This is a genomic window from Pseudomonas viciae, assembly GCF_004786035.1.
GTDB lineage: Bacteria > Pseudomonadota > Gammaproteobacteria > Pseudomonadales > Pseudomonadaceae > Aquipseudomonas > Aquipseudomonas viciae.
In genome coordinates, this window is sequence record NZ_CP035088.1 from 385,552 (window position 1) to 406,002 (window position 20,451).

Sequence of the window (20,451 nt, forward strand, 5' to 3'; positions counted from 1 at the left end):
CCTGACGGGGCTCGGTCAACTGTGGGAGCGGGCTTGCTCGCGAAAGGGCCCTTGAGAGCGTTAGATCCGGAAGCTACCCACCAACTGCTTCAAGCGCGCCGCCTGCTGTTCAAGGTCGGCACAGGCGCGCAATGTCGCTTGCAGGTTTTCCACGCCTTCCTGGTTCAGGGTATTGATCTCGGTGATGTCGACGTTGATCGATTCCACCACGGCGGTCTGCTCTTCGGTGGCGGTGGCCACGGACTGGTTCATGCCGTCGATTTCGCCGATGCGCTGGGTCACGCTGCCCAGGCGTTCGCCGGCCTGGTTGGCGATGCCGACGCTGCTTTCGCTCTGGCGCTGGCTGTCGGTCATGGTCAGCACCGCTTCCCGGGCACCGACTTGCAGCTCTTCGATCATCTTCTGCACTTGCTGCGCCGAATCCTGGGTGCGGTGGGCGAGGTTGCGCACTTCATCGGCTACCACCGCGAAGCCGCGTCCGGCTTCACCGGCCCGGGCGGCCTCGATGGCGGCGTTCAGGGCGAGGAGGTTGGTCTGCTGGGAAATGCTGGTGATCACCTCCAGGATCTGACCGATGTTCACCGTGTTGCTGTTCAGGGTTTCGACGTTGCCGCACGAATCGCTGATCTTGGCCGACAGCTGCTGCATGGCGGCGATGGTTTTATCCACCACTTGCTGACCGTCTTCGGCCAGGCTGCGGGCATCGCTGGAGTGCTGGGAGGCAAGGGCGGCGTTCTGGGCGATTTCCTGGGCGGCGGCGCCGAGTTGGTTGATGGCCGCGGCCACGCTGCTGGTGCGCGACGCTTGCTGGTCGGAGTTGTACATCGACGAGTTGGACGCACTGACCACGCGCAGGGCAACTTCGTTGACCTGGCCGGTGGCCGAGGCCACTTCACGAATCGAGGTATGGATACGCTCGACAAAGCGGTTGAAGGAAGTGCCCAGGGCACCGAATTCGTCGTGGCCGTGAATGACCAGGCGCCGGGTCAGGTCGCCTTCGCCTTCGGCGATGTCATGCATGGCGCGACCCATGGTCAGCAGCGGTTGCATCAGCACGCGGATCAGCATGCCCAGCAGGGCAATGATGAACACCACGGCAATGGTCATGGCGATCAGTGCCGAGGTACGGAACTCGCTGAGCATCGCCAGGGCGGTGTCCTTGTCGAGCACCAGCGCCACGTACCAATCGGCGCCCGGCACGCCGTTGACGCGGGTGAAGGAGATGAATTGGGTCTTGCCGTCGAGATCGACTTCCTTCACGCCCGGGCTGATTTGCGGTGCGCCGTTGGGGTAGGCCTCGGCCAGGGTTTTGAGCACGCGCTTGCTGTCAGGGTGGATCAGGATCTTGCCGTCGGCGCTGACGATGAACGCATGGCCGTGGCCACCGAAGTTCAGCGAGTTGATGATGGCGCTGACGCTCGACAGGTCGATGTCCGCACCGGCCACGCCGATCATTTGGTTCTGGTGTTGTACCGGCGTGGCGACGGTGATCACCAGTTTGCCCGACGAGGCGGCAATGTAGGGTTCGGTCACGATGGCTTGCTGTGCGCTGTTGGCGGCCTTGTACCAGCCACGGGCACGCGGGTCGTAATCGGCGGCGCGATTGCCGGCTGGTACCGAGAACATCACGCCATCGGTGCCACCGAAATAGCTGAGCTGAAAGTTGCTGGTGTACACCGGCAGGCCCACGGCGCGTTTGAGGCTGTCGGCACTGCTACCGTCTACGGCGATCTGCTGGGCCAGCGATTGCAGCAGTTGGATACGGCCTTCGACCCACGTCTGAATGTTACGGCTGGTCAGGCTGCCGAGCTCCTGCATGGAGGTCTCGGTGCTGGCGTGCAGGCTCTGGCGCTGACGGTAGTCGTTGAACAGGATGAAACAGGCGAATGCAACGGCCACCACAAGAGCGGCAGCCAGGAGGATTTTGTGGCTGAATTTCATGTTTCTGGTCATTAAGAGCGCTACCGCACAGGAGCTGGTCAGGAAGGGGGGGCAATTTGCCATAACGCAGGGCTTTGCGCTGTTCTTTTTATCGGCCTGGAAGTGCCAGAGATCAGCGATCGGCGGGGTAATCCCGACGAAATGCACGACGCCGTCACAAACTGATTGATTTACCGACGAAAGACCGTCCTGGGGCCCAATAAATACTAGGGCTGTCGGGGAACCAGATAGGGGTTTTCTCTTCTAAGCTTCTGGTTGGCACCCAGCCACCCCCTTCCGTTCCAGGAGTTACACCATGTCGCTGCGATCTATTGCCTTGTTGTGTGTGTGCGTCGTGTTGACTGCATGCAGCAAGGTTAACCAGGAAAACTATTCGAAGCTGTCAGCCGGGATGCCCAAGGCAGAAGTCGAAACGTTACTGGGTAAACCGACCGATTGTTCGGGCGCGCTCGGCATGTCCAGTTGCACCTGGGGCGACCAGAAAAGCTTTATCAGCGTGCAGTACGCCGGTGACAAAGTGTTGATGTTTTCCGGCCAAGGCCTGAAGTAAACCGGGGCCAAGCGCCCGCGGGAGAAAAATAATGATGCGGTTAGTGTTAGTGCTTTTAGCTGGCCTGGTTTTGGCTGGCTGTGCCACTTCTGGCGAAGATCCGTTGGCACCCAAGACGGTCAGCAGCGTCAACCTCAAGCGTTACCAAGGGACCTGGTACGAGTTGGCCCGCCTGCCCATGTATTTCCAGCGCAACTGCGCGCAATCCGAAGCTCATTACACCCTCAAGCCTGACGGCGACGTGGGTGTCCTCAATCGCTGCCTGACTTCGGACTGGCAGTGGGAAGAGGCCCGCGGTACCGCTACGCCACAAGTACCGGGCAAGACCGACAAGCTCTGGGTCGAGTTCGACAACTGGTTTTCGCGGATCGTGCCGGGTGTGGCAAAAGGGCAATACTGGGTGCTGTACGTCAGCGACGACTACAAGACCGCCATTGTCGGCGACCCGAGCCGCCGCTACATGTGGTTGCTGTCCCGCACACCGACCGTCAATAGCGTCGTGCGCGAAGAACTGCTGAGCATGGCGCGTCAGCAGGGCTATGACACGACACGCTTGATCTGGCGAGCGTCGGATCGGCAGATGGCCAAGACTTCGGACTGACTGTCTGCAAATACTCAATGTGGGAGCGGGATTGCTCGCGAAGGCGGTGTATCAGCCGACATAATCGTTAGCTGAAAAACCGCCTTCGCGAGCAAGCCCGCTCCCACACTTTTTTATCTGCGTCAGCCTAAGAGCTCGCGCAAGACCTGGGTAAACGCTCGGGCGCTTTCTTCTTCCCCGGCATGGCGTCCATCGCGCACCACCCACCGTCCGCCGACCATCACGTCGCGCACCTGGCGATCCCCGCCGGCAAACAGCCAGCGATTGAGGATCCCGTCGCCCTGGGCCGTGGCCAGGTACGGATCGTTGCCATCGAGCACCAGCCAGTCGGCGCGCTTGCCGATCTCGAGGGCGCCGACCGGTTGCCCCAGAGCTTGGGCGCCACCCTCCAAAGCAGCATCAAACAAGGTGCGACCGACCATCGGCTGATCCGCCCGATACATGCGGTTGCGCCGTTGATCCCGCAGGCGCTGGCCGTACTCCAACCAGCGCAACTCTTCGACCACGCTCAACGACACATGACTGTCGGAGCCGATCCCCAGGCGCCCGCCCTGGGCGAGGAAATCCACGGCCGGGAAAATCCCGTCGCCCAGGTTGGCTTCGGTGGTCAGGCACAGGCCGGCGATTGCCCGGCTCTTGGCCATGAGGCTGACTTCCTGGGCGTTGGCGTGGGTGGCGTGGACCAGGCACCAGCGCTGATCCACTTCGGTGTTTTCGTACAGCCATTGCAGCGGACGAGCGCCGCTCCAGCTCAGGCAGTCGTCGACTTCCTTCTGCTGCTCGGCAATGTGGATGTGCACCGGGCAGTGACGGTCGCTCGCGGCCAGCACTTCCTGGATCTGGCCAGGTGTCACGGCGCGCAGCGAGTGAAAACACAAACCCAGTGCCTGAGCCGGTTGTTTGGCCAGGATCGGCTGCAGGCGCGCTTGAAGTTTCAGGTAGTTTTCGCTGCTGTTGATGAAGCGACGCTGCCCGTCATTGGGCGCCTGGCCGCCAAAACCGGAATGACTGTAGAGCACCGGCAGCAGCGTCAGGCCGATGCCGGCGGCGCTGGCGGCGTGGCTGATGCGCAAGGCCAGTTCCGCCGGGTCGGCATAAGGCGCGCCGTCGATGTCATGGTGCACATAGTGGAATTCGGCAACCGAGGTGTAACCGGTCTTGAGCATTTCAATGTAGAGCTGTCGGGCGATGATGCCGAGTTGATCGGGGCTGATTTTTCCGACGAGGCGATACATCAAGTCGCGCCAGGTCCAGAAACTGTCGTTGGGATTTCCCGCCACTTCCGCCAACCCGGCCATGGCCCGTTGGAAGGCGTGGGAGTGCAGGTTCGGCATGCCCGGCAGCAGCGGACCGCCCAGCCGTTCGGCGCCGTCTGCGTGAGCGTCGGCCTGGAGATGGGTCAGGACGCCCTCGGCGTTGACCTCAAGACGTACATCATTGGCCCATCCACTAGGCAGCAGCGCGCGTTCGGCAAAGAAGGCGGACATGGTTCAACCTCATCGTGCGTAATTTGTATATACATATACAGACGTTTGCCTGGCCGGTAAACTCCGGCAAGCTAGCACCTTCATTTGCAGAACAAGGAACCGCCGTGCCGACTCCGCCTGCCAAACCGCCGCTGGCCGCAAACATGGGTGACAGTCCGGCGCCCTTGTACGCCCGCGTCAAACAGATGATTACCCAGCAGATCGACAGTGGAAACTGGCCGCCGCATTACCGCGTGCCGTCGGAAAGCGAGCTGGTCAGCCAACTGGGCTTCAGCCGCATGACCATCAACCGTGCCCTGCGGGAAATGACCGCTGATGGCCTGTTGGTGCGCATGCAGGGCGTCGGCACGTTCGTGGCCGAACCCAAGAGCCAGTCGGCATTGTTCGAAGTGCATAACATCGCCGACGAGATCGCCTCCCGTGGCCATCGCCACACTTGCCAGGTCATTACCCTGGAAGAAGAGGCCGCCGGTTCCGAGCGCGCCCTGGCCCTGGACATGCGCGAAGGGCAGAAGGTGTTCCACTCGTTGATCGTGCATTTTGAAAACGATATCCCCGTGCAAATCGAGGACCGTTTTGTCAACGCAATGGTGGCGCCTGAATACCTCAAGCAAGATTTCACCCTGCAAACCCCCTACGCCTATTTGAACCAGGTCGCGCCGCTGACCGAAGGCGAGCATGTGGTCGAAGCGATCCTTGCCGAACCGAGCGAGTGCAAGCTGCTGCAGATCGAACGGGGCGAGCCGTGCCTGTTGATCCGTCGCCGCACCTGGTCCGGGCGCCAGCCGGTGACTGCCGCGCGCCTGATTCACCCGGGTTCGCGTCATAGTCTGGAAGGGCGGTTTCATAAATGATGAGTCAGATCAAAGTCCTCCGTGCCGCAGACTATCCCCGCATGCCTTGGAAGAATGGCGGCGGCAGCACCGAGGAAATCACCCGTGATGCCGGCACTGGCCTGGAAGGTTTCGGCTGGCGCCTGTCGATTGCCGATATCGCTGAGTCGGGTGGATTTTCCACCTTCGCCGGTTACGAGCGGATCATCAGCGTCCTGCAAGGTGATGGCATGACGTTGAGCGTCGATGGCCAGGCCACGCGACCTTTGCATCCGCTGGACCCCTTTGCGTTCAGCGGTGAGAGCCATGTCCATTGCACGCTGCTGGGCGGGCCGATTCGCGACTTCAATCTGATCTATGCGCCGCAGCGTTACCGCGCGCGGTTGCAATGGATGACTGGCGAGCAGCGGTTTTTCAGCGAGGCGGGGACGGTGCTGGTGTTCAGCGCGGACCCAGGATTGGCGATCAAGATTGGCGAGTCCATCGCCGACTTGGGTCTCTACGACTGTTTGCAACTGAGCGGTAACACCGGGTTGCTGGACGTCTCTATCCACGGGCAATGCTGTGTGATCGAGCTGACTGCCCGCTAAGGCGCCCTGCGATAGCGCTTTTTGTGGCGAGGGAGCTTGCTCCCTCGCCACAACAAGCGTGTTCATTGTTCCTTCGATGTGCACCAACTTGTTACCGAATGCCCCAGCGTGGCGCAATACCACGCTTTTGTGCCCTCCGATTTTCCCCTGAAAAACCCTCTTCAAAAATTTCATGCAGCTCGGCAGCCCTTAAATCACAAGGCGTTCAGCCAAATCCCCAACCGTTCCTAAACATCGATTTCAATAAGTTGGCCGCTTGATTGCATATGCTTGTACATACAAGTAAAGACGTATGCGTATGAGTCACCGATATTCAACGCAACGTTCGCTGAATCGCTGCCCACTGCCCGGGCTGGTCTGGATTGATCGCTGAGGAGTTTTTGCTGTGACCGACGCTACCCGCAAACCTGAAAAGTACCGTGACGTTGAAATCCGCGCCCCCCGCGGTAACACGCTGACCGCCAAGAGCTGGCTGACCGAAGCGCCGCTGCGCATGTTGATGAACAATCTCGACCCGGAAGTGGCGGAGAACCCAAAGGAGCTGGTGGTCTACGGCGGCATCGGTCGCGCGGCGCGTAACTGGGAGTGCTACGACAAGATCGTCGAAGGCCTGACCAATCTGAATGACGACGAAACCTTGCTGGTGCAATCCGGCAAGCCGGTAGGCGTGTTCAAGACCCACAGCAACGCGCCTCGCGTACTGATCGCCAACTCCAACCTGGTGCCGCACTGGGCCACTTGGGAACACTTCAACGAACTCGACGCCAAGGGTCTGGCCATGTACGGCCAGATGACCGCCGGCAGCTGGATCTACATCGGCAGCCAGGGCATCGTGCAAGGCACTTATGAAACCTTCGTCGAGGCCGGTCGCCAGCACTACAACGATGACCTGAAAGGCAAGTGGGTCCTGACCGCCGGCCTGGGTGGCATGGGCGGTGCGCAACCGTTGGCCGCGACCCTGGCCGGTGCTTGCTCGCTGAACATCGAGTGCCAGCAGGTGAGTATCGATTTCCGTCTCAAGACCCGCTACGTCGATGAGCAGGCCACTGACCTGGACGATGCCCTGGTCCGTATTGCGAAATACACCGCAGAAGGCAAGGCGATTTCCATCGCGCTGTGTGGGAACGCTGCCGAAATCCTGCCGGAAATGGTCCGTCGCGGTGTGCGTCCAGACATGGTCACCGACCAGACCAGCGCCCACGATCCCCTCAACGGTTACCTGCCGGCCGGTTGGACCTGGGACCAATACCGTGCCCGCGCCAAGACCGAGCCGGCTGCCGTGGTCAAGGCCGCCAAGCAATCAATGGCCGTCCACGTGAAGGCCATGTTGGACTTCCAGAAAATGGGCGTGCCGACTTTTGACTATGGCAACAACATCCGCCAGATGGCCCAGGAAGAGGGTGTCGAAAATGCCTTCGATTTCCCTGGCTTCGTTCCAGCCTACATCCGTCCGCTGTTCTGCCGTGGTATCGGCCCGTTCCGCTGGGCCGCGCTGTCGGGTGATCCGCAGGACATCTACAAGACCGACGCCAAGGTCAAGGAACTGATCCCCGACGACGCCCACCTGCACAACTGGCTGGACATGGCGCGCGAGCGCATCAGCTTCCAGGGCCTGCCGGCACGTATCTGCTGGGTCGGCCTGGGCCAGCGCGCCAAGCTGGGCTTGGCGTTCAACGAAATGGTGCGCAGCGGCGAATTGTCCGCCCCGATCGTGATCGGCCGCGACCACTTGGATTCCGGTTCCGTGGCCAGCCCCAACCGTGAAACCGAATCCATGCAGGACGGTTCCGATGCGGTCTCTGACTGGCCGCTGCTCAACGCCTTGCTCAATACCGCCAGCGGCGCGACCTGGGTGTCGCTGCACCACGGTGGCGGCGTCGGCATGGGCTTCTCCCAGCACTCGGGCATGGTGATTGTCTGCGACGGCACCGATGAAGCGGCTGAGCGTATCGCCCGCGTGCTGCACAACGACCCAGGCACTGGCGTGATGCGCCATGCCGATGCGGGTTACCAGATCGCGATTGATTGCGCCAAGGAGCAGGGGCTGAATCTGCCGATGATCACCGGCAAGTAACCCCGGAGCCCATGTGGGAGCGAGCTTGCTCGCGATGAGGGCGTGTCAGTCGACGGAACGGGTGCTGACCCTCCGCCATCGCGAGCAAGCTCGCTCCCACAGGGAAGCGGCGCAAATAAATTCCAGGACAATCCACAGAGGTTGAACCATGGCTGTCAGTAGCACACGCGCAAGCAGCAAGCCGTTGATCGAGAAACGTTCGATCGACTACATCCCGGAAGCGGAGAGGCACGGCCGATTGTTGAGCCAGTTCACCCTCTGGATGGGGGCCAACCTGCAAATCACGGCAATTGTCACGGGTGCATTGGCGGTGGTGCTTGGCGGTGATGTGTTCTGGTCGTTGATCGGCTTGCTGATCGGCCAACTGCTCGGCGGTGGCGTCATGGCGTTGCATGCCGCGCAAGGACCCAAGCTCGGCCTGCCGCAGATGATCTCCAGCCGGGTGCAGTTTGGTGTGTATGGCGCGGCCATTCCGATCGTGCTGGTGTGCCTGATGTACCTGGGTTTCACCGCAACAGGCACCGTGCTTTCCGGCCAGGCGCTGGGCCAGCTGTTTGGCGTCAGTGACAGTGTCGGCATCCTCATTTTCGCCAGTGTCATCGTGCTGGTCACGGTGCTCGGCTATCGGGTGATTCACTTCATTGGCCGTGTCGCCAGCATCATTGGTGTGATTGCCTTTGTTTACCTGTTCGCTCGCCTGATGAGCCAGACGGACGTCGGCGCACTCCTGCAAATCCGCCATTTCAGCTGGAGCAGCTTCCTGCTGGCGGTGTCGCTCGCGGCATCCTGGCAGATCGCTTTCGGCCCCTACGTGGCTGACTATTCGCGTTACCTGCCGAGCAAGACTTCCTCGGTGAAAACCTTTTTTGCCGCAGGCGCCGGTTCAGTCATCGGCGCACAAGTGGCGATGATCCTCGGCGTGTTTGCCGCCGCCTCGGCCAACGGGCAATTCGCAGGTCACGAAGTGGCCTACATCGTTGGCCTGGGAGGGACCGGCGCCACCGCCGCGCTGCTGTACTTCAGCATCGCGTTTGGCAAGGTGACCATTTCCACGCTGAACTCCTACGGCAGCTTCATGTGCATTGCCACCATCATCAGCGGCTTCCGTGGGCACCTGAACGTAACGCGCTTGCAGCGCCTGGTCTTCGTGCTGGTCATCGTCGGTGCCGCGACCCTGATCGCGCTGCTCGGCCAGCACTCGTTTCTCGGTGCATTCAAGTCCTTCATCCTGTTCTTGCTGGCGTTCTTTACGCCTTGGAGCGCGATCAACCTGGTGGACTACTACTGCATCACTCGCGAGCGCTATGACGTGCCGGCACTGGCTGACCCGAACGGTCGCTACGGGCGTTGGAACGCCCTGGGTATCAGCGTCTATGTATTGGGTGTACTGGTTCAATTGCCGTTCATCGCCACCAAGTTCTATACCGGTCCGCTGGTGGAAGCGATGGGGGGCGTGGATATCTCCTGGATCATCGGCCTGGTGGTGCCGGCGGGGCTGTATTACGTCGCCGCCAGAAAGTGGCATAGCGCCGTACCCGACCAATTGATCCTGCCGGTCGAGCAGGACGCGGTTGACGCACAACCGAGTAGGGCGGGCCGCCTCCAAGCGGCCTGATGGGACGTTGACAGGGCTGGATGCCTCTTGACTGCCGTAAGCCAATTCAATGATTAGGAGCGTCACACAATGAAATCGAACAAGACCCTGCTGACCACATTGCTTTCCATGGGCCTGCTGGCCAGCGCCGGCGCCACGCAAGCGGCGGGTTGGTGCGAGTCGGGCAAACCGGTGAAGTTCGCCGGCCTGAACTGGGAAAGCGGCATGCTGCTGACCGACGTCCTGCAAGTGGTGCTGGAAAAAGGCTACGGCTGCAAGACCGACAGCCTGCCAGGCAACTCCATCACCATGGAGAACGCCCTGAGCAGCAACGACATCCAGGTATTTGCCGAAGAGTGGGTCGGCCGCAGTGAAGTCTGGAACAAGGCCGAGAAGGCCGGCAAAGTGGTCGGCGTCGGTGCGCCGGTGGTGGGTGCCATTGAAGGCTGGTACGTGCCGCGCTACGTGATCGAAGGTGACGCCAAACGCAAGCTCGAGCCTAAGGCTCCGGGCCTGAAGAACATCGCTGACCTGGGCCAGTACGCCGCCGTGTTCAAGGATCAGGAGGAGCCGTCCAAAGGCCGTTTCTATAACTGCCCGGCCGGTTGGACCTGCGAGCTGGACAACAGCGAAATGCTGAAAAGTTATGGCCTGGAAAAAACCTACACCAACTTCCGTCCAGGCACCGGCCCGGCCTTGGATGCGGCGGTGCTGTCGAGCTACAAGCGTGGCGAGCCGATCCTGTTCTACTACTGGTCGCCAACACCGCTGATGGGCCAGGTGGACCTGGTGAAACTGGAAGAAAAACCGGGCGTGGATAAAAGCGTGAGTATCAAGGTCGGCCTGTCCAAGACCTTCCACGACGAAGCCCCGGAACTGGTGGCGGTGCTGGAAAAGGTCAACCTGCCCATCGATATCCTGAACCAGAACCTCGGCCGTATGGCCAAGGAGCGGATCGAGTCGCCGAAACTGGCGAAGATCTTCCTGAAGGAACATCCTGAAGTCTGGCACGCCTGGGTCAGTGAAGACGCGGCCAAGAAAATCGACGCGGCTCTGTAGGTCGAATACCCCCGGCCAACCCTAGGGCTGGCCGGGACGTTCACTGCATCCATTTGATCGAGAGTCTCTTATGTTTCCCGAAAGCTTTACCTTCTCTATTGCCGACTGGGTCAACGGTTGGGTCGACTCCCTGGTGACCAACTATGGCGATGTGTTCCGGCACATCTCCGACACCTTGCTGTGGGCCATCGTCAACCTCGAAGGCCTGCTGCGCATGGCGCCCTGGTGGCTGATGCTGGCCATCGTCGGCGGCGTTGCCTGGCACGCCACCCGCAAAGTCGTGGCCACGGCAGTGATCGTCGGGCTGCTGTTTCTGGTGGGCGCGGTGGGCCTGTGGGACAAACTGATGCAGACCCTCGCCCTGATGCTGGTGGCGACGCTGATCTCGGTGTTGATCGGCATTCCGCTGGGCATCCTCTCGGCGCGCAGCAATCGCCTGCGTTCGGTGCTGATGCCGTTGCTGGACATCATGCAGACCATGCCGAGCTTCGTGTACCTGATTCCGGTGTTGATGCTGTTTGGCCTGGGCAAGGTCCCGGCGATTTTCGCCACGGTGATCTACGCCGCGCCGCCACTGATTCGCCTGACCGACCTGGGCATTCGCCAGGTAGACGGCGAAGTGATGGAAGCCATCAACGCCTTCGGCGCCAACCGCTGGCAGCAGCTGTTCGGCGTGCAACTGCCCCTGGCCCTGCCGAGCATCATGGCCGGGATCAACCAGACCACCATGATGGCCTTGTCGATGGTCGTCATCGCTTCGATGATCGGCGCCCGAGGCCTGGGTGAAGACGTACTGGTGGGCATCCAGACCCTCAACGTCGGACGCGGCCTGGAAGCCGGGCTGGCGATCGTGATTCTCGCCGTGGTCATCGACCGCATTACCCAGGCCTATGGTCGTCCTCGGCATGAGGTGAGCAAATGAACAACGCAACCGTCAGCAAAATCGAAGTCAAAAACGTCTTCAAGATTTTCGGCAATCGCTCCAAGGAAGCCCTGGAACTGATCCGCCAGAACAAGACCAAGGATCAGGTGCTGGCCGATACCGGTTGCGTCGTCGGTGTGAACGACCTGTCATTGAGCATCGGCACGGGGGAGATCTTCGTGATCATGGGCCTGTCGGGTTCCGGCAAGTCCACCCTGGTGCGGCACTTCAATCGACTGATCGATCCTACCAGCGGCGCGATCCTGGTGGACGGCGAAGACATCCTGCAACTGGACATGGACGCCCTGCGCGAATTTCGTCGGCACAAGATCAGCATGGTGTTCCAGAGCTTCGGCCTGTTGCCCCACAAGAGCGTGCTGGACAACGTCGCCTACGGTTTGAAAGTGCGCGGCGAGAGCAAACAAGTGTGCGCCGAACGGGCGCTGCACTGGATCAACACCGTGGGCCTGAAGGGCTACGAGAACAAATACCCGCACCAGCTCTCCGGCGGCATGCGCCAGCGCGTGGGCCTGGCCCGAGCCTTGGCGGCGGACACCGACATCATCCTGATGGACGAAGCCTTCAGCGCCCTCGACCCGCTGATCCGTGCGGAAATGCAGGACCAGTTGCTGGAACTGCAAAAGACCCTGCACAAGACCATCGTGTTCATCACCCACGACCTCGACGAGGCCGTGCGCATCGGCAACCGCATCGCGATCCTCAAGGACGGCAAGCTGATCCAGGTCGGCACGCCCCGGGAGATCCTGCACTCGCCGGCGGATGAGTATGTCGATCGGTTTGTGCAGCGGCGTGCGGCGGTGGTTTGAGGAATTTGTGGTGGCTGGGCTGGCCCCATCGCGAGCAAGCTCGCTCCCACATCGGAATGCGTACCCCTGTGGGAGCGAGCTTGCTCGCGATAGGGCCGGCAAAGCTGGATCAATGTTCAAGTTGTAAGCACGAGGTTGAAGATGTCCCAGGCTGAAAAAATCGTAATCGCCGACGCTCCGTTGCGTTGGCAGGATGTGGTCGCCGTCGCCCGTTTCGGCGCGCCCCTGGAACTGTCGACCCAGGCTTGGGCACGGATCGACAATGCCCAGGCCATCGTCCAGCGCATCGTCGAAAGCGGCGAGCGCGCCTATGGCGTCAACACTGGCCTGGGAGCCTTGTGCAACGTTTCGCTCAAGGACGAACAACTCAGCCAACTGTCACGCAACACCTTGCTCAGCCATGCCTGTGGCGTGGGCGCGCCGCTTTCCGATGAGCAGACCCGGGCGATTCTCTGTGCCGCCATTCTCAACTACAGCCACGGCAAATCCGGCATTCACCGCCGGGTGGTCGAAGCGTTGCTGGCGCTGCTCAATCGCGGCATCACGCCCCAGGTGCCGTCCCAGGGGTCGGTGGGCTACCTGACCCACATGGCCCACATCAGCATCGCGCTGCTGGGCGTTGGCAATGTCAGCTATCGCGGGCAAATCGTTTCGGCGCAACAGGCCCTGGCTGCAGAAGGCTTGCAACCGGTGCAACTGGGGGCCAAGGACGGTTTGTGCCTGGTCAACGGCACGCCGTGCATGACCGGTCTGAGCTGCCTGGCCCTGGCCGATGCGACGCGGTTGGTGCAATGGGCCGACGTGATCGGTGCCATGAGCTTCGAAGCCTTGCGCGGACAGATCGCGGCGTTCGATGCAGAGATCATCGCGCTCAAGCCGCACCCGGGTATGCAGCAGGTCGGGGTCAACTTGCGTACCCTGCTCGATGGCAGCGAAGTCATCGCCTCGAGCCTGGGCATTCGCACCCAGGACGCCTTGAGCATCCGTTCGATTCCCCAAGTACACGGTGCCGCTCGCGATCAGTTGGAGCATGCTCGCAAACAGATCGAAACCGAACTCAACGCCACCACCGATAACCCGTTGTTGCTGGGCACGCCGGAAAACTTCCGAGTGATGTCCCAGGCCAATCCCCATGGTCAGTCGGTGGCGCTGGCGGCTGATCTGCTGGCGATCGCCATGGCTGAGATCGGCTCCATCGCCGAGCGCCGTCTCGATCGTCTGATCAACCCCCACGTCAGTGGCCTGCCGGCTTTTTTGGTGGCCAATCCCGGGGTGAATTCGGGGATGATGATCGTGCAGTATGTCGCCGCTTCGCTGTGCGCGGAAAATCGCCAACTGGCGCAACCGGCGGTGCTCGACAACTTCGTCACTTCAGGGCTGCAAGAGGACCACTTGAGCATGGGCACCAACGCTGCCCTGAAGCTGCATCGAGCGTTGGAAAACTGCACACAGATCCTCGCCATCGAATACCTGCTGGCGGCCCAAGCCTTTGAATTTCTCAAGACACAACGCTTCGGTGCCGGCACCGGCGTTGCCTGGAAACTGCTGCGCGAGCATGTCCCGGCCTACGACCAGGACCGCTGGCTGGCGCCGGACATCGCCAGCGCCGCCGCGCTGCTTAAAACCCCGAGCGTGCTGCACGACGCTTTACCGAATTTGAATTGATCAAAAAACCGCCAGCGTGCCAAGGCACCTATTGCCCATAAAGCATCGCCCAAAAAGCGAAGGTGACGGATAACGGAACATTCCGGAGCGATTGGCGGGTGAATAAAAAACTCTCAAAAGGAGCATGAAATGAAAGCTTTGAACCTGATCCCCGGCCAACTGAGCCTGGCTCAATTGCGTGATATCTATCAGCAGCCTGTGACCCTGAGTCTCGACGCCAGCGCCTCGGCGCAGATCGAGGCCAGCGTCGCCTGCGTGGAACAGATCCTCGCCGAGAATCGCACCGCCTACGGTATCAACACCGGTTTCGGCCTGCTGGCCTCGACCCGCATCGCCAGTGAAGACCTGGAAAACCTGCAGCGCTCCCTGGTGCTGTCCCATGCCGCCGGTGTGGGCGAGCCGATCAGCGACGCGCTGGTTCGGCTGGTCATGGTGCTCAAGGTCAACAGCCTGAGCCGGGGTTTTTCCGGTATCCGCCGGCAAGTGATCGATGCGCTGATCGCGCTGATCAATGCCGAGGTCTATCCGCACATTCCGCTTAAAGGTTCGGTCGGCGCCTCTGGTGACCTGGCGCCGCTGGCCCACATGTCCCTGGTGTTGCTGGGCGAAGGCAAGGCTCGTTACAAAGGCGAATGGCTGCCGGCCGTCGAGGCATTGAAAGTGGCCGGTCTCGCGCCGCTGACCCTGGCCGCGAAGGAAGGCCTGGCGCTGCTCAATGGCACCCAGGTGTCCACCGCGTTTGCCCTGCGTGGCCTGTTTGAAGGTGAAGACCTGTTCGCCGGCGCCCTGGCTCTGGGCAGCCTCACCGTAGAAGCCGTGCTCGGTTCGCGTTCGCCGTTCGATGCGCGCATCCATGCCGCTCGCGGCCAGAAAGGCCAGATCGATGCCGCCGCCGCTTACCGTGATCTGCTGGGCGAGCGCAGCGAAGTCTCCGATTCGCACCAGAACTGCGACAAGGTTCAGGACCCGTACTCCCTGCGTTGCCAACCGCAAGTGATGGGTGCCTGCCTGACCCAGTTCCGCCAGGCCGCCGAGGTGTTGGTGATCGAGGCCAACGCGGTGTCGGATAACCCGTTGGTATTCGCCGCCGAGGGCGACGTGATTTCCGGTGGCAACTTCCACGCTGAACCGGTGGCAATGGCTGCCGACAACATGGCCCTGGCGATTGCCGAGATCGGCTCCCTGAGCGAGCGCCGTATTTCGTTGATGATGGACAAGCACATGTCGCAATTGCCGCCGTTCCTGGTGGCCAATGGCGGGGTGAACTCCGGCTTCATGATCGCCCAGGTCACCGCGGCCGCCCTGGCCAGCGAAAACAAGGCGCTGTCCCATCCCCATTCGGTGGACAGCCTGCCGACTTCGGCCAACCAGGAAGACCATGTGTCCATGGCCCCGGCGGCTGGCAAGCGCCTGTGGGAAATGGCTGAGAACACCCGCGGAATCCTCGCGGTGGAGTGGCTGGCGGCTTGCCAGGGGTTGGACCTGCGCGGTGGCTTGAAGACCTCCGCGAAGCTGGAACAGGCCCGTGCGCTCTTGCGTGCAGACGTACCGTTTTATGAGAAGGATCGGTTCTTTGCGCCGGACATCAATGCGGCGAGCGAGTTGTTGGCGAGCCGTTGCCTGAATGAGCTGGTGATGGCGCAGTTGTTGCCGAGCCTGTAAGGGCCTTACCGCAGGCAGGCACACATGATGTTTGATCAGCCTCGATACCTGTGGGAGCGGGCTTGCTCGCGAAAGCGGAGGGTCAGCTTGTATCAATGTCGAATGTGCCGCCGTCTTCGCGAGCAAGCCCGCTCCCACAGGTTCTGCGCGGTCCTTGTGGGAGCGAGCTTGCTCGCGATCCGATTTTGAATGAGACGAGGAGACTCGGGATGAAAACCCTCTGGCAAAACTGCCACGCCGCCACCATGGCCCAGGGCGTCTACTCGATCATCGAAGACGCCGCCATCGTTACCTTGGGCGAGCACATTCATTGGATCGGCCCGCGGGCCGAACTGCCGGCCGGTGACTATCCGGCGGTCAACGATCTCAGGGGCGCGTGGGTTACGCCGGGGCTGATCGACTGTCACACCCACACGGTGTTCGGCGGCAACCGCAGCGGTGAATTCGAGCAGCGCCTGCAAGGCGTCAGCTACGCCGAGATCGCCGCGGCTGGCGGTGGCATCGCCAGCACCGTGCGCGCCACCCGGGCCGCCAGTGAAGACGAGCTGTTCGCCAGCGCTGCCAAGCGCCTGCAAAGCCTGATGCGCGACGGCGTGACCACGGTGGAAATCAAGTCTGGCTACGGCCTGGACCTGGCGAGCGAACGCAAGATCCTGCGCGTCATCCGTCGCCTTGGCGCCGAACTGCCGGTCAGCGTACGCAGCACCTGTCTGGCGGCCCACGCCTTGCCACCGGAATACAAAGATCGCGCCGATGACTACATCGAGCATATCTGTAGCGAGATGCTGCCGGCCTTGGCGGCCGAGGGGCTGGTGGATGCGGTGGATGCCTTTTGCGAATACCTGGCGTTTTCCCCGGCGCAAGTCGAGCGGGTGTTTATCACTGCGCAACGGCTGGGGCTGCCGGTGAAGCTGCACGCCGAGCAATTGTCGTCCCTGCACGGCTCAAGCCTGGCGGCCCGTTACCAGGCGCTGTCGGCCGATCACCTGGAGTTCATGACCGAGGACGATGCCAAGGCCATGGCCGAGTCCGGGACGGTGGCCGTGTTGCTGCCAGGGGCGTTTTATTTCCTGCGCGAAACCCAGCTGCCGCCCATGGATGCCCTGCGCAAGCACGGCGTGAAGATCGCCGTGGCCAGCGACCTCAACCCCGGTACCTCGCCGGCGCTGTCGCTGCGCTTGATGTTGAACATGGCCTGCACGTGCTTTCGGATGACCCCGGAAGAAGCCTTGGCCGGGGCGACTATACATGCGGCCCAGGCCTTGGGCATGGCTGACACCCACGGTTCGCTGGAGGCCGGCAAAGTGGCGGATTTTGTCGCCTGGCACATCGACCGGCCGGCTGACCTGGCGTACTGGCTCGGTGGCGAACTGGAAAAACGCGTCGTGCGTCACGGCGTTGAAATCGATTGAGGAGAGCGGTTGTGGAGAAGGTCCTGAATTTCACGCAAGGGCGCGTGCCGCTGTTGATCAGCATGCCCCACGCCGGCCTGCGTCTCACCCCGGCAGTACAGGCCGGGTTGATCCCTGAGGCCCAAAGCCTGCCGGACACCGACTGGCACATTCCCCGGCTCTACGAGTTCGCCGCTGAGTTGGGCGCCAGTACCTTGGCCGCTGAGTATTCTCGGTTCGTCATCGACCTGAACCGTCCTTCCGACGACAAGCCGATGTACGTCGGTGCCACCACCGGCTTGTACCCGGCGACGCTGTTTGATGGTGTACCGTTGTTTCGCGAAGGGCTGGAGCCATCCGCCGCAGAGCGGGCGACTTATCTGCAGCAGGTCTGGATGCCGTACCACCAGGCGTTGCAACAGGAATTGGCGCGGCTCAAGGCCGAATATGGCTATGCCTTGCTGTTCGACGCCCACTCGATCCGCTCGGTGATCCCGCATCTGTTCGACGGTAAGCTGCCGGACTTCAACCTCGGCACTTTCAACGGCGCCAGCTGCGATCCGACGTTGGCCAGCCAGCTCGAAGCTATCTGCGCCCGCCATGGCGAGTTCACCCATGTGCTCAACGGGCGCTTCAAGGGTGGACACATTACCCGGCACTACGGCAATCCGGCCGAGCACATCCACGCGGTGCAACTGGAACTGTGCCAGAGCACGTACATGGAAGAGTTCGAGCCGTTCAACTACCGTGCTGACCTGGCGGAGCCGACCCAGGTGGTGCTCAAGCAATTGCTTGAAGGCTTCCTGGCGTGGGGGCGGCAGACGTACAAGAAATAAAGGCTTACGCGACTCTTCTGTGGCGAGGGGAGTCATCTGTGGGAGCAAAGCTTGCTCGCGATACAGGCGCCTCGGTTTCAGGGGGACTGCGGTGTCTTCATCGCGGGCAAGCCTTGCTCCCACAGATCCTCTCGCTACAGGTTTGTTTTGTTCTTGAGCCTCGGGCGGGAACGGTCGCCACCGTGCAAAACCGAGTCGCCACAGTTCACTTTCAGCTCCTCGGCGCTGCGTAATGTTCCGGTCACGGTGCAACAAGACACCGACCTACAATAATCCGCTGCCGCACGAGACCTTCCCGATGAAAAGACTGTTCAAACGCTGTCTGTCGATCCTCTGCGGTACCGCCCTCTTGAGCACCGGGGCGATAGCCGCCGAGCCGGCGTCCTGCCAGACCGTGCGCATGGGCGTGGTCAACTGGACCGACGTGATTGCCACCAGCGGCATGGCCGACGTATTGCTTACGGGCTTGGGTTACGACAGCAAGCAGACCAGCGCTGTACAGCAGATCATCTTCGCCGGTATCCGCGACAAGCGGCTCGATATCTTCCTGGGCTACTGGAAGCCGGCGATGGACAAGAACATCGCCCCGTTCCTGGCGGCCAATCAGGTGACGGTGTTGGACAAGCCGAGCCTGGCCGACGCCCAAGCCACGCTGGCGGTGCCGGACTACGTGGCGGCGGCGGGGCTCAAGACGTTTGCCGACATCGCCCGGTTCAAGGACCAGCTCGGCGGCAAGATCTACGGCATCGAGCCGGGCAGTGGGGCCAACACCACCATCAAGACCATGATTGAAACCAATCACTTCGGCCTCAAGGACTTCAAACTGATCGAGTCCGGCGAGGCGGGGATGCTGGCCGCGGTACAGCGGGCGGTGAATCGCAAGGAGTTCGTGGTGTTCGTTGGCTGGACCCCGCACCCGATGAACATCAACATGAACATCACCTACCTGACCGGCAGCGAAGACGTCTACGGCCCGAACGAAGGCGCCGCAACTGTTTCCACCGTGACCGCGCCGGACTATGCCCAGCGTTGCCCGAACGTGAATCGGCTGCTGGAAAACCTCACCTTCACCGCCGCCCAGGAAAGCCAGTTGATGGTGCCGATCATGGAGCGCAAGACGCCTCAGGACGTCGCCCGCCAATGGCTGCGTGATCATCCTGAAGATCTTCAGCGCTGGCTGGCCGGGGTGACCAGTTTTGATGGCAAGGATGGCGTGGCGGCGGTGCAGGCCAGTCTGAAAAATTGACCTGCCTATTTTTGTGGCGGGTGATTTATCTGTGGGAGCAAGGCTTGCCCGCGATGGCGATGCGTCAGTCGACATAAATATTGGATGTGCCACCGCTATCGCGGGCAAGCCTTGCTCCCACATAGATTCTGAGCACCAATGGTCAGTGTTTGTCCTGCTTTTTTATCGGGTGGTGTTCTTCATGGCCTCATATCCACTCTCTGAGCAGATGTCAGCCTTCATCGACAAAACCCTGAGCTTCAACACCCCGGACGCCAGCCTCGTCGGCTCGCGCCAGGCCTACAGCCAAATGTGCCGGGCGTTCACGCCGCCGTGCCCGGAGGTGCTGGCGGTCGAGGATTTCCAGTTGGCCGGCGTGGCCGTACGCGCCTATCACTCCCGGATCACAGCGCCGCCCGAAGGCTGGCCGTGCATCCTCTACCTGCATGGAGGCGGTTGGGTGGTGGGGGATCTGGACTCCCACGATTTCATCTGCATGGAGCTGGCCGCCACCCTCGGCGCGTTGGTGGTGGCGGTGGATTATCGGCTGGCCCCGGAACATCCGTTTCCGGCGGCTTTCAAAGATTGCCTCGCGGTGTGGCGTCATCTGGCGGCAGCCCCTTTTGCCATTGATCCTCACCGCCGACTGGTCGTGGGCGACAGCGCCGGGGGTAACCTCGCGGCTGCGTTATGCCTGGCCTTGCGCGACGCCGGGCAAGTGTTGCCCCGGGCTCAGGTGCTGATTTATCCCGCCCTCGGTGGCCCGGCGCATCTGCCTTCGCGGCACGAATGTGCCGATGCACCGCTGCTGAGCAGCAGCGATCTGGAGCGTTATCAGGCGCTCTATCTGAGCGGCGCTCAACCGTCTTCCCTCGCCATGCCGTTGCTCGCCGATGACCTGAGCGGCTTGCCGCCGGCGCTGATCATCGTGGCGCAATGGGACCCGCTGCGCGACGATGGCGTCCTTTATAGCGAGCGGCTGAACGCCGCAGGCGTGGACGCTGTGCTGTATGTCGGGGGAGGGTTGGTCCATGGCTGTTTGCGTGGCCGGGGCCAGGTGCCAGAGGTCGATCAGATGTATCGCACGCTGCTGGCGTACCTGACTGACACGCTTTGACTGCGCAGGGGACATGCTCATTAAGGTAATTCGGGTTTATGATGCCGGACGGCAGACTAAATAGAAGTCCCTACAGG

17 protein-coding genes are annotated in these 20,451 nt (G+C 61.6%); 15 read left to right on the forward strand and 2 right to left on the reverse strand.

Annotated features, from left to right (window positions below):
- Positions 1–60: 60 nt before the first annotated feature.
- The gene (locus EPZ47_RS01740) at positions 61–1,953 is read right to left on the reverse strand and encodes a methyl-accepting chemotaxis protein (RefSeq protein ID WP_202879084.1); all 1,893 of its coding nucleotides are present in this window, start codon (positions 1,951–1,953) and stop codon (positions 61–63) included.
- A 283-nt stretch (positions 1,954–2,236) separates the two neighbouring features.
- On the opposite strand from EPZ47_RS01740, the gene EPZ47_RS01745 reads away from it, so the two are divergent.
- Positions 2,237–2,491 (forward strand): outer membrane protein assembly factor BamE, encoded by a 255-nt coding sequence (locus EPZ47_RS01745; protein WP_135843257.1) that lies wholly within the window; start codon positions 2,237–2,239, stop codon positions 2,489–2,491.
- 31 nt (positions 2,492–2,522) lie between these two features.
- A complete protein-coding gene (locus EPZ47_RS01750) occupies positions 2,523–3,092 on the forward strand; it encodes a lipocalin family protein (protein WP_135843258.1) in 570 nt (189 codons plus the stop codon).
- A gap of 122 nt (positions 3,093–3,214) precedes the next feature.
- On the opposite strand, the gene EPZ47_RS01755 is transcribed toward EPZ47_RS01750, so the two are convergent.
- A complete protein-coding gene (locus tag EPZ47_RS01755) occupies positions 3,215–4,579 on the reverse strand; it encodes a formimidoylglutamate deiminase (RefSeq protein ID WP_135843259.1) in 1,365 nt (454 codons plus the stop codon).
- A gap of 143 nt (positions 4,580–4,722) precedes the next feature.
- Between EPZ47_RS01755 and hutC the strand changes: the two genes are divergently transcribed.
- From hutC to EPZ47_RS01820, 13 genes are all read left to right on the forward strand, one after another.
- Complete coding sequence (hutC, locus tag EPZ47_RS01760; RefSeq protein WP_178084291.1) at positions 4,723–5,433, forward strand: histidine utilization repressor; 711 nt, start codon at positions 4,723–4,725, stop codon at positions 5,431–5,433.
- Positions 5,433–6,002: a HutD/Ves family protein gene (locus EPZ47_RS01765; protein ID WP_135847934.1), complete on the forward strand. Its 570-nt coding sequence runs from the start codon at positions 5,433–5,435 to the stop codon at positions 6,000–6,002. Before hutC ends, EPZ47_RS01765 begins: the two co-directional genes overlap by 1 nt.
- Positions 6,003–6,387: 385 nt before the next feature.
- The gene (gene hutU, locus EPZ47_RS01770; protein ID WP_135843261.1) at positions 6,388–8,076 is read left to right on the forward strand and encodes a urocanate hydratase; all 1,689 of its coding nucleotides are present in this window, start codon (positions 6,388–6,390) and stop codon (positions 8,074–8,076) included.
- Between the two features lie 148 nt (positions 8,077–8,224).
- Positions 8,225–9,691: a purine-cytosine permease family protein gene (locus tag EPZ47_RS01775; protein ID WP_135843262.1), complete on the forward strand. Its 1,467-nt coding sequence runs from the start codon at positions 8,225–8,227 to the stop codon at positions 9,689–9,691.
- 69 nt (positions 9,692–9,760) lie between these two features.
- A complete protein-coding gene (locus EPZ47_RS01780) occupies positions 9,761–10,729 on the forward strand; it encodes an ABC transporter substrate-binding protein (protein WP_135843263.1) in 969 nt (322 codons plus the stop codon).
- Positions 10,730–10,799: 70 nt separating this feature from the next.
- Positions 10,800–11,651 (forward strand): ABC transporter permease, encoded by an 852-nt coding sequence (locus EPZ47_RS01785; RefSeq protein WP_109752006.1) that lies wholly within the window; start codon positions 10,800–10,802, stop codon positions 11,649–11,651.
- Entirely contained in the window at positions 11,648–12,478 is an 831-nt protein-coding gene (locus tag EPZ47_RS01790; protein WP_135843264.1) for a quaternary amine ABC transporter ATP-binding protein, read from the forward strand. Before EPZ47_RS01785 ends, EPZ47_RS01790 begins: the two co-directional genes overlap by 4 nt.
- Positions 12,479–12,619: 141 nt before the next feature.
- Positions 12,620–14,143 (forward strand): histidine ammonia-lyase, encoded by a 1,524-nt coding sequence (gene hutH, locus EPZ47_RS01795; RefSeq protein ID WP_135843265.1) that lies wholly within the window; start codon positions 12,620–12,622, stop codon positions 14,141–14,143.
- Between the two features lie 129 nt (positions 14,144–14,272).
- Positions 14,273–15,805 carry a histidine ammonia-lyase gene (hutH, locus tag EPZ47_RS01800; protein WP_135843266.1) on the forward strand — a complete coding sequence of 511 codons (1,533 nt, stop codon included), beginning with the start codon at positions 14,273–14,275 and terminating at the stop codon, positions 15,803–15,805.
- Between the two features lie 209 nt (positions 15,806–16,014).
- Positions 16,015–17,217 (forward strand): imidazolonepropionase, encoded by a 1,203-nt coding sequence (gene hutI / locus EPZ47_RS01805; RefSeq protein ID WP_135843267.1) that lies wholly within the window; start codon positions 16,015–16,017, stop codon positions 17,215–17,217.
- Positions 17,218–17,228: 11 nt separating this feature from the next.
- Positions 17,229–18,032: an N-formylglutamate deformylase gene (gene hutG / locus EPZ47_RS01810; RefSeq protein WP_135843268.1), complete on the forward strand. Its 804-nt coding sequence runs from the start codon at positions 17,229–17,231 to the stop codon at positions 18,030–18,032.
- A 298-nt stretch (positions 18,033–18,330) separates the two neighbouring features.
- Positions 18,331–19,278 carry a choline ABC transporter substrate-binding protein gene (locus EPZ47_RS01815; RefSeq protein WP_135843269.1) on the forward strand — a complete coding sequence of 316 codons (948 nt, stop codon included), beginning with the start codon at positions 18,331–18,333 and terminating at the stop codon, positions 19,276–19,278.
- Between the two features lie 181 nt (positions 19,279–19,459).
- Positions 19,460–20,374 (forward strand): alpha/beta hydrolase, encoded by a 915-nt coding sequence (locus tag EPZ47_RS01820; RefSeq protein WP_135843270.1) that lies wholly within the window; start codon positions 19,460–19,462, stop codon positions 20,372–20,374.
- Positions 20,375–20,451 lie beyond the last annotated feature (77 nt).

Coding starts and splice junctions, on each gene's coding strand:
- EPZ47_RS01740 (WP_202879084.1), bottom strand. CDS start 1,953: ATGACCAGAAACATGAAATTCAGCCACAAAATCCTCCTGGCTGCCGCT.
- EPZ47_RS01745 (WP_135843257.1), top strand. CDS start 2,237: ATGTCGCTGCGATCTATTGCCTTGTTGTGTGTGTGCGTCGTGTTGACT.
- EPZ47_RS01750 (WP_135843258.1), top strand. CDS start 2,523: ATGATGCGGTTAGTGTTAGTGCTTTTAGCTGGCCTGGTTTTGGCTGGC.
- EPZ47_RS01755 (WP_135843259.1), bottom strand. CDS start 4,579: ATGTCCGCCTTCTTTGCCGAACGCGCGCTGCTGCCTAGTGGATGGGCC.
- hutC (WP_178084291.1), top strand. CDS start 4,723: ATGGGTGACAGTCCGGCGCCCTTGTACGCCCGCGTCAAACAGATGATT.
- EPZ47_RS01765 (WP_135847934.1), top strand. CDS start 5,433: ATGAGTCAGATCAAAGTCCTCCGTGCCGCAGACTATCCCCGCATGCCT.
- EPZ47_RS01775 (WP_135843262.1), top strand. CDS start 8,225: ATGGCTGTCAGTAGCACACGCGCAAGCAGCAAGCCGTTGATCGAGAAA.
- EPZ47_RS01780 (WP_135843263.1), top strand. CDS start 9,761: ATGAAATCGAACAAGACCCTGCTGACCACATTGCTTTCCATGGGCCTG.
- EPZ47_RS01785 (WP_109752006.1), top strand. CDS start 10,800: ATGTTTCCCGAAAGCTTTACCTTCTCTATTGCCGACTGGGTCAACGGT.
- EPZ47_RS01790 (WP_135843264.1), top strand. CDS start 11,648: ATGAACAACGCAACCGTCAGCAAAATCGAAGTCAAAAACGTCTTCAAG.
- hutH (WP_135843265.1), top strand. CDS start 12,620: ATGTCCCAGGCTGAAAAAATCGTAATCGCCGACGCTCCGTTGCGTTGG.
- hutH (WP_135843266.1), top strand. CDS start 14,273: ATGAAAGCTTTGAACCTGATCCCCGGCCAACTGAGCCTGGCTCAATTG.
- hutI (WP_135843267.1), top strand. CDS start 16,015: ATGAAAACCCTCTGGCAAAACTGCCACGCCGCCACCATGGCCCAGGGC.
- EPZ47_RS01815 (WP_135843269.1), top strand. CDS start 18,331: ATGAAAAGACTGTTCAAACGCTGTCTGTCGATCCTCTGCGGTACCGCC.
- EPZ47_RS01820 (WP_135843270.1), top strand. CDS start 19,460: ATGGCCTCATATCCACTCTCTGAGCAGATGTCAGCCTTCATCGACAAA.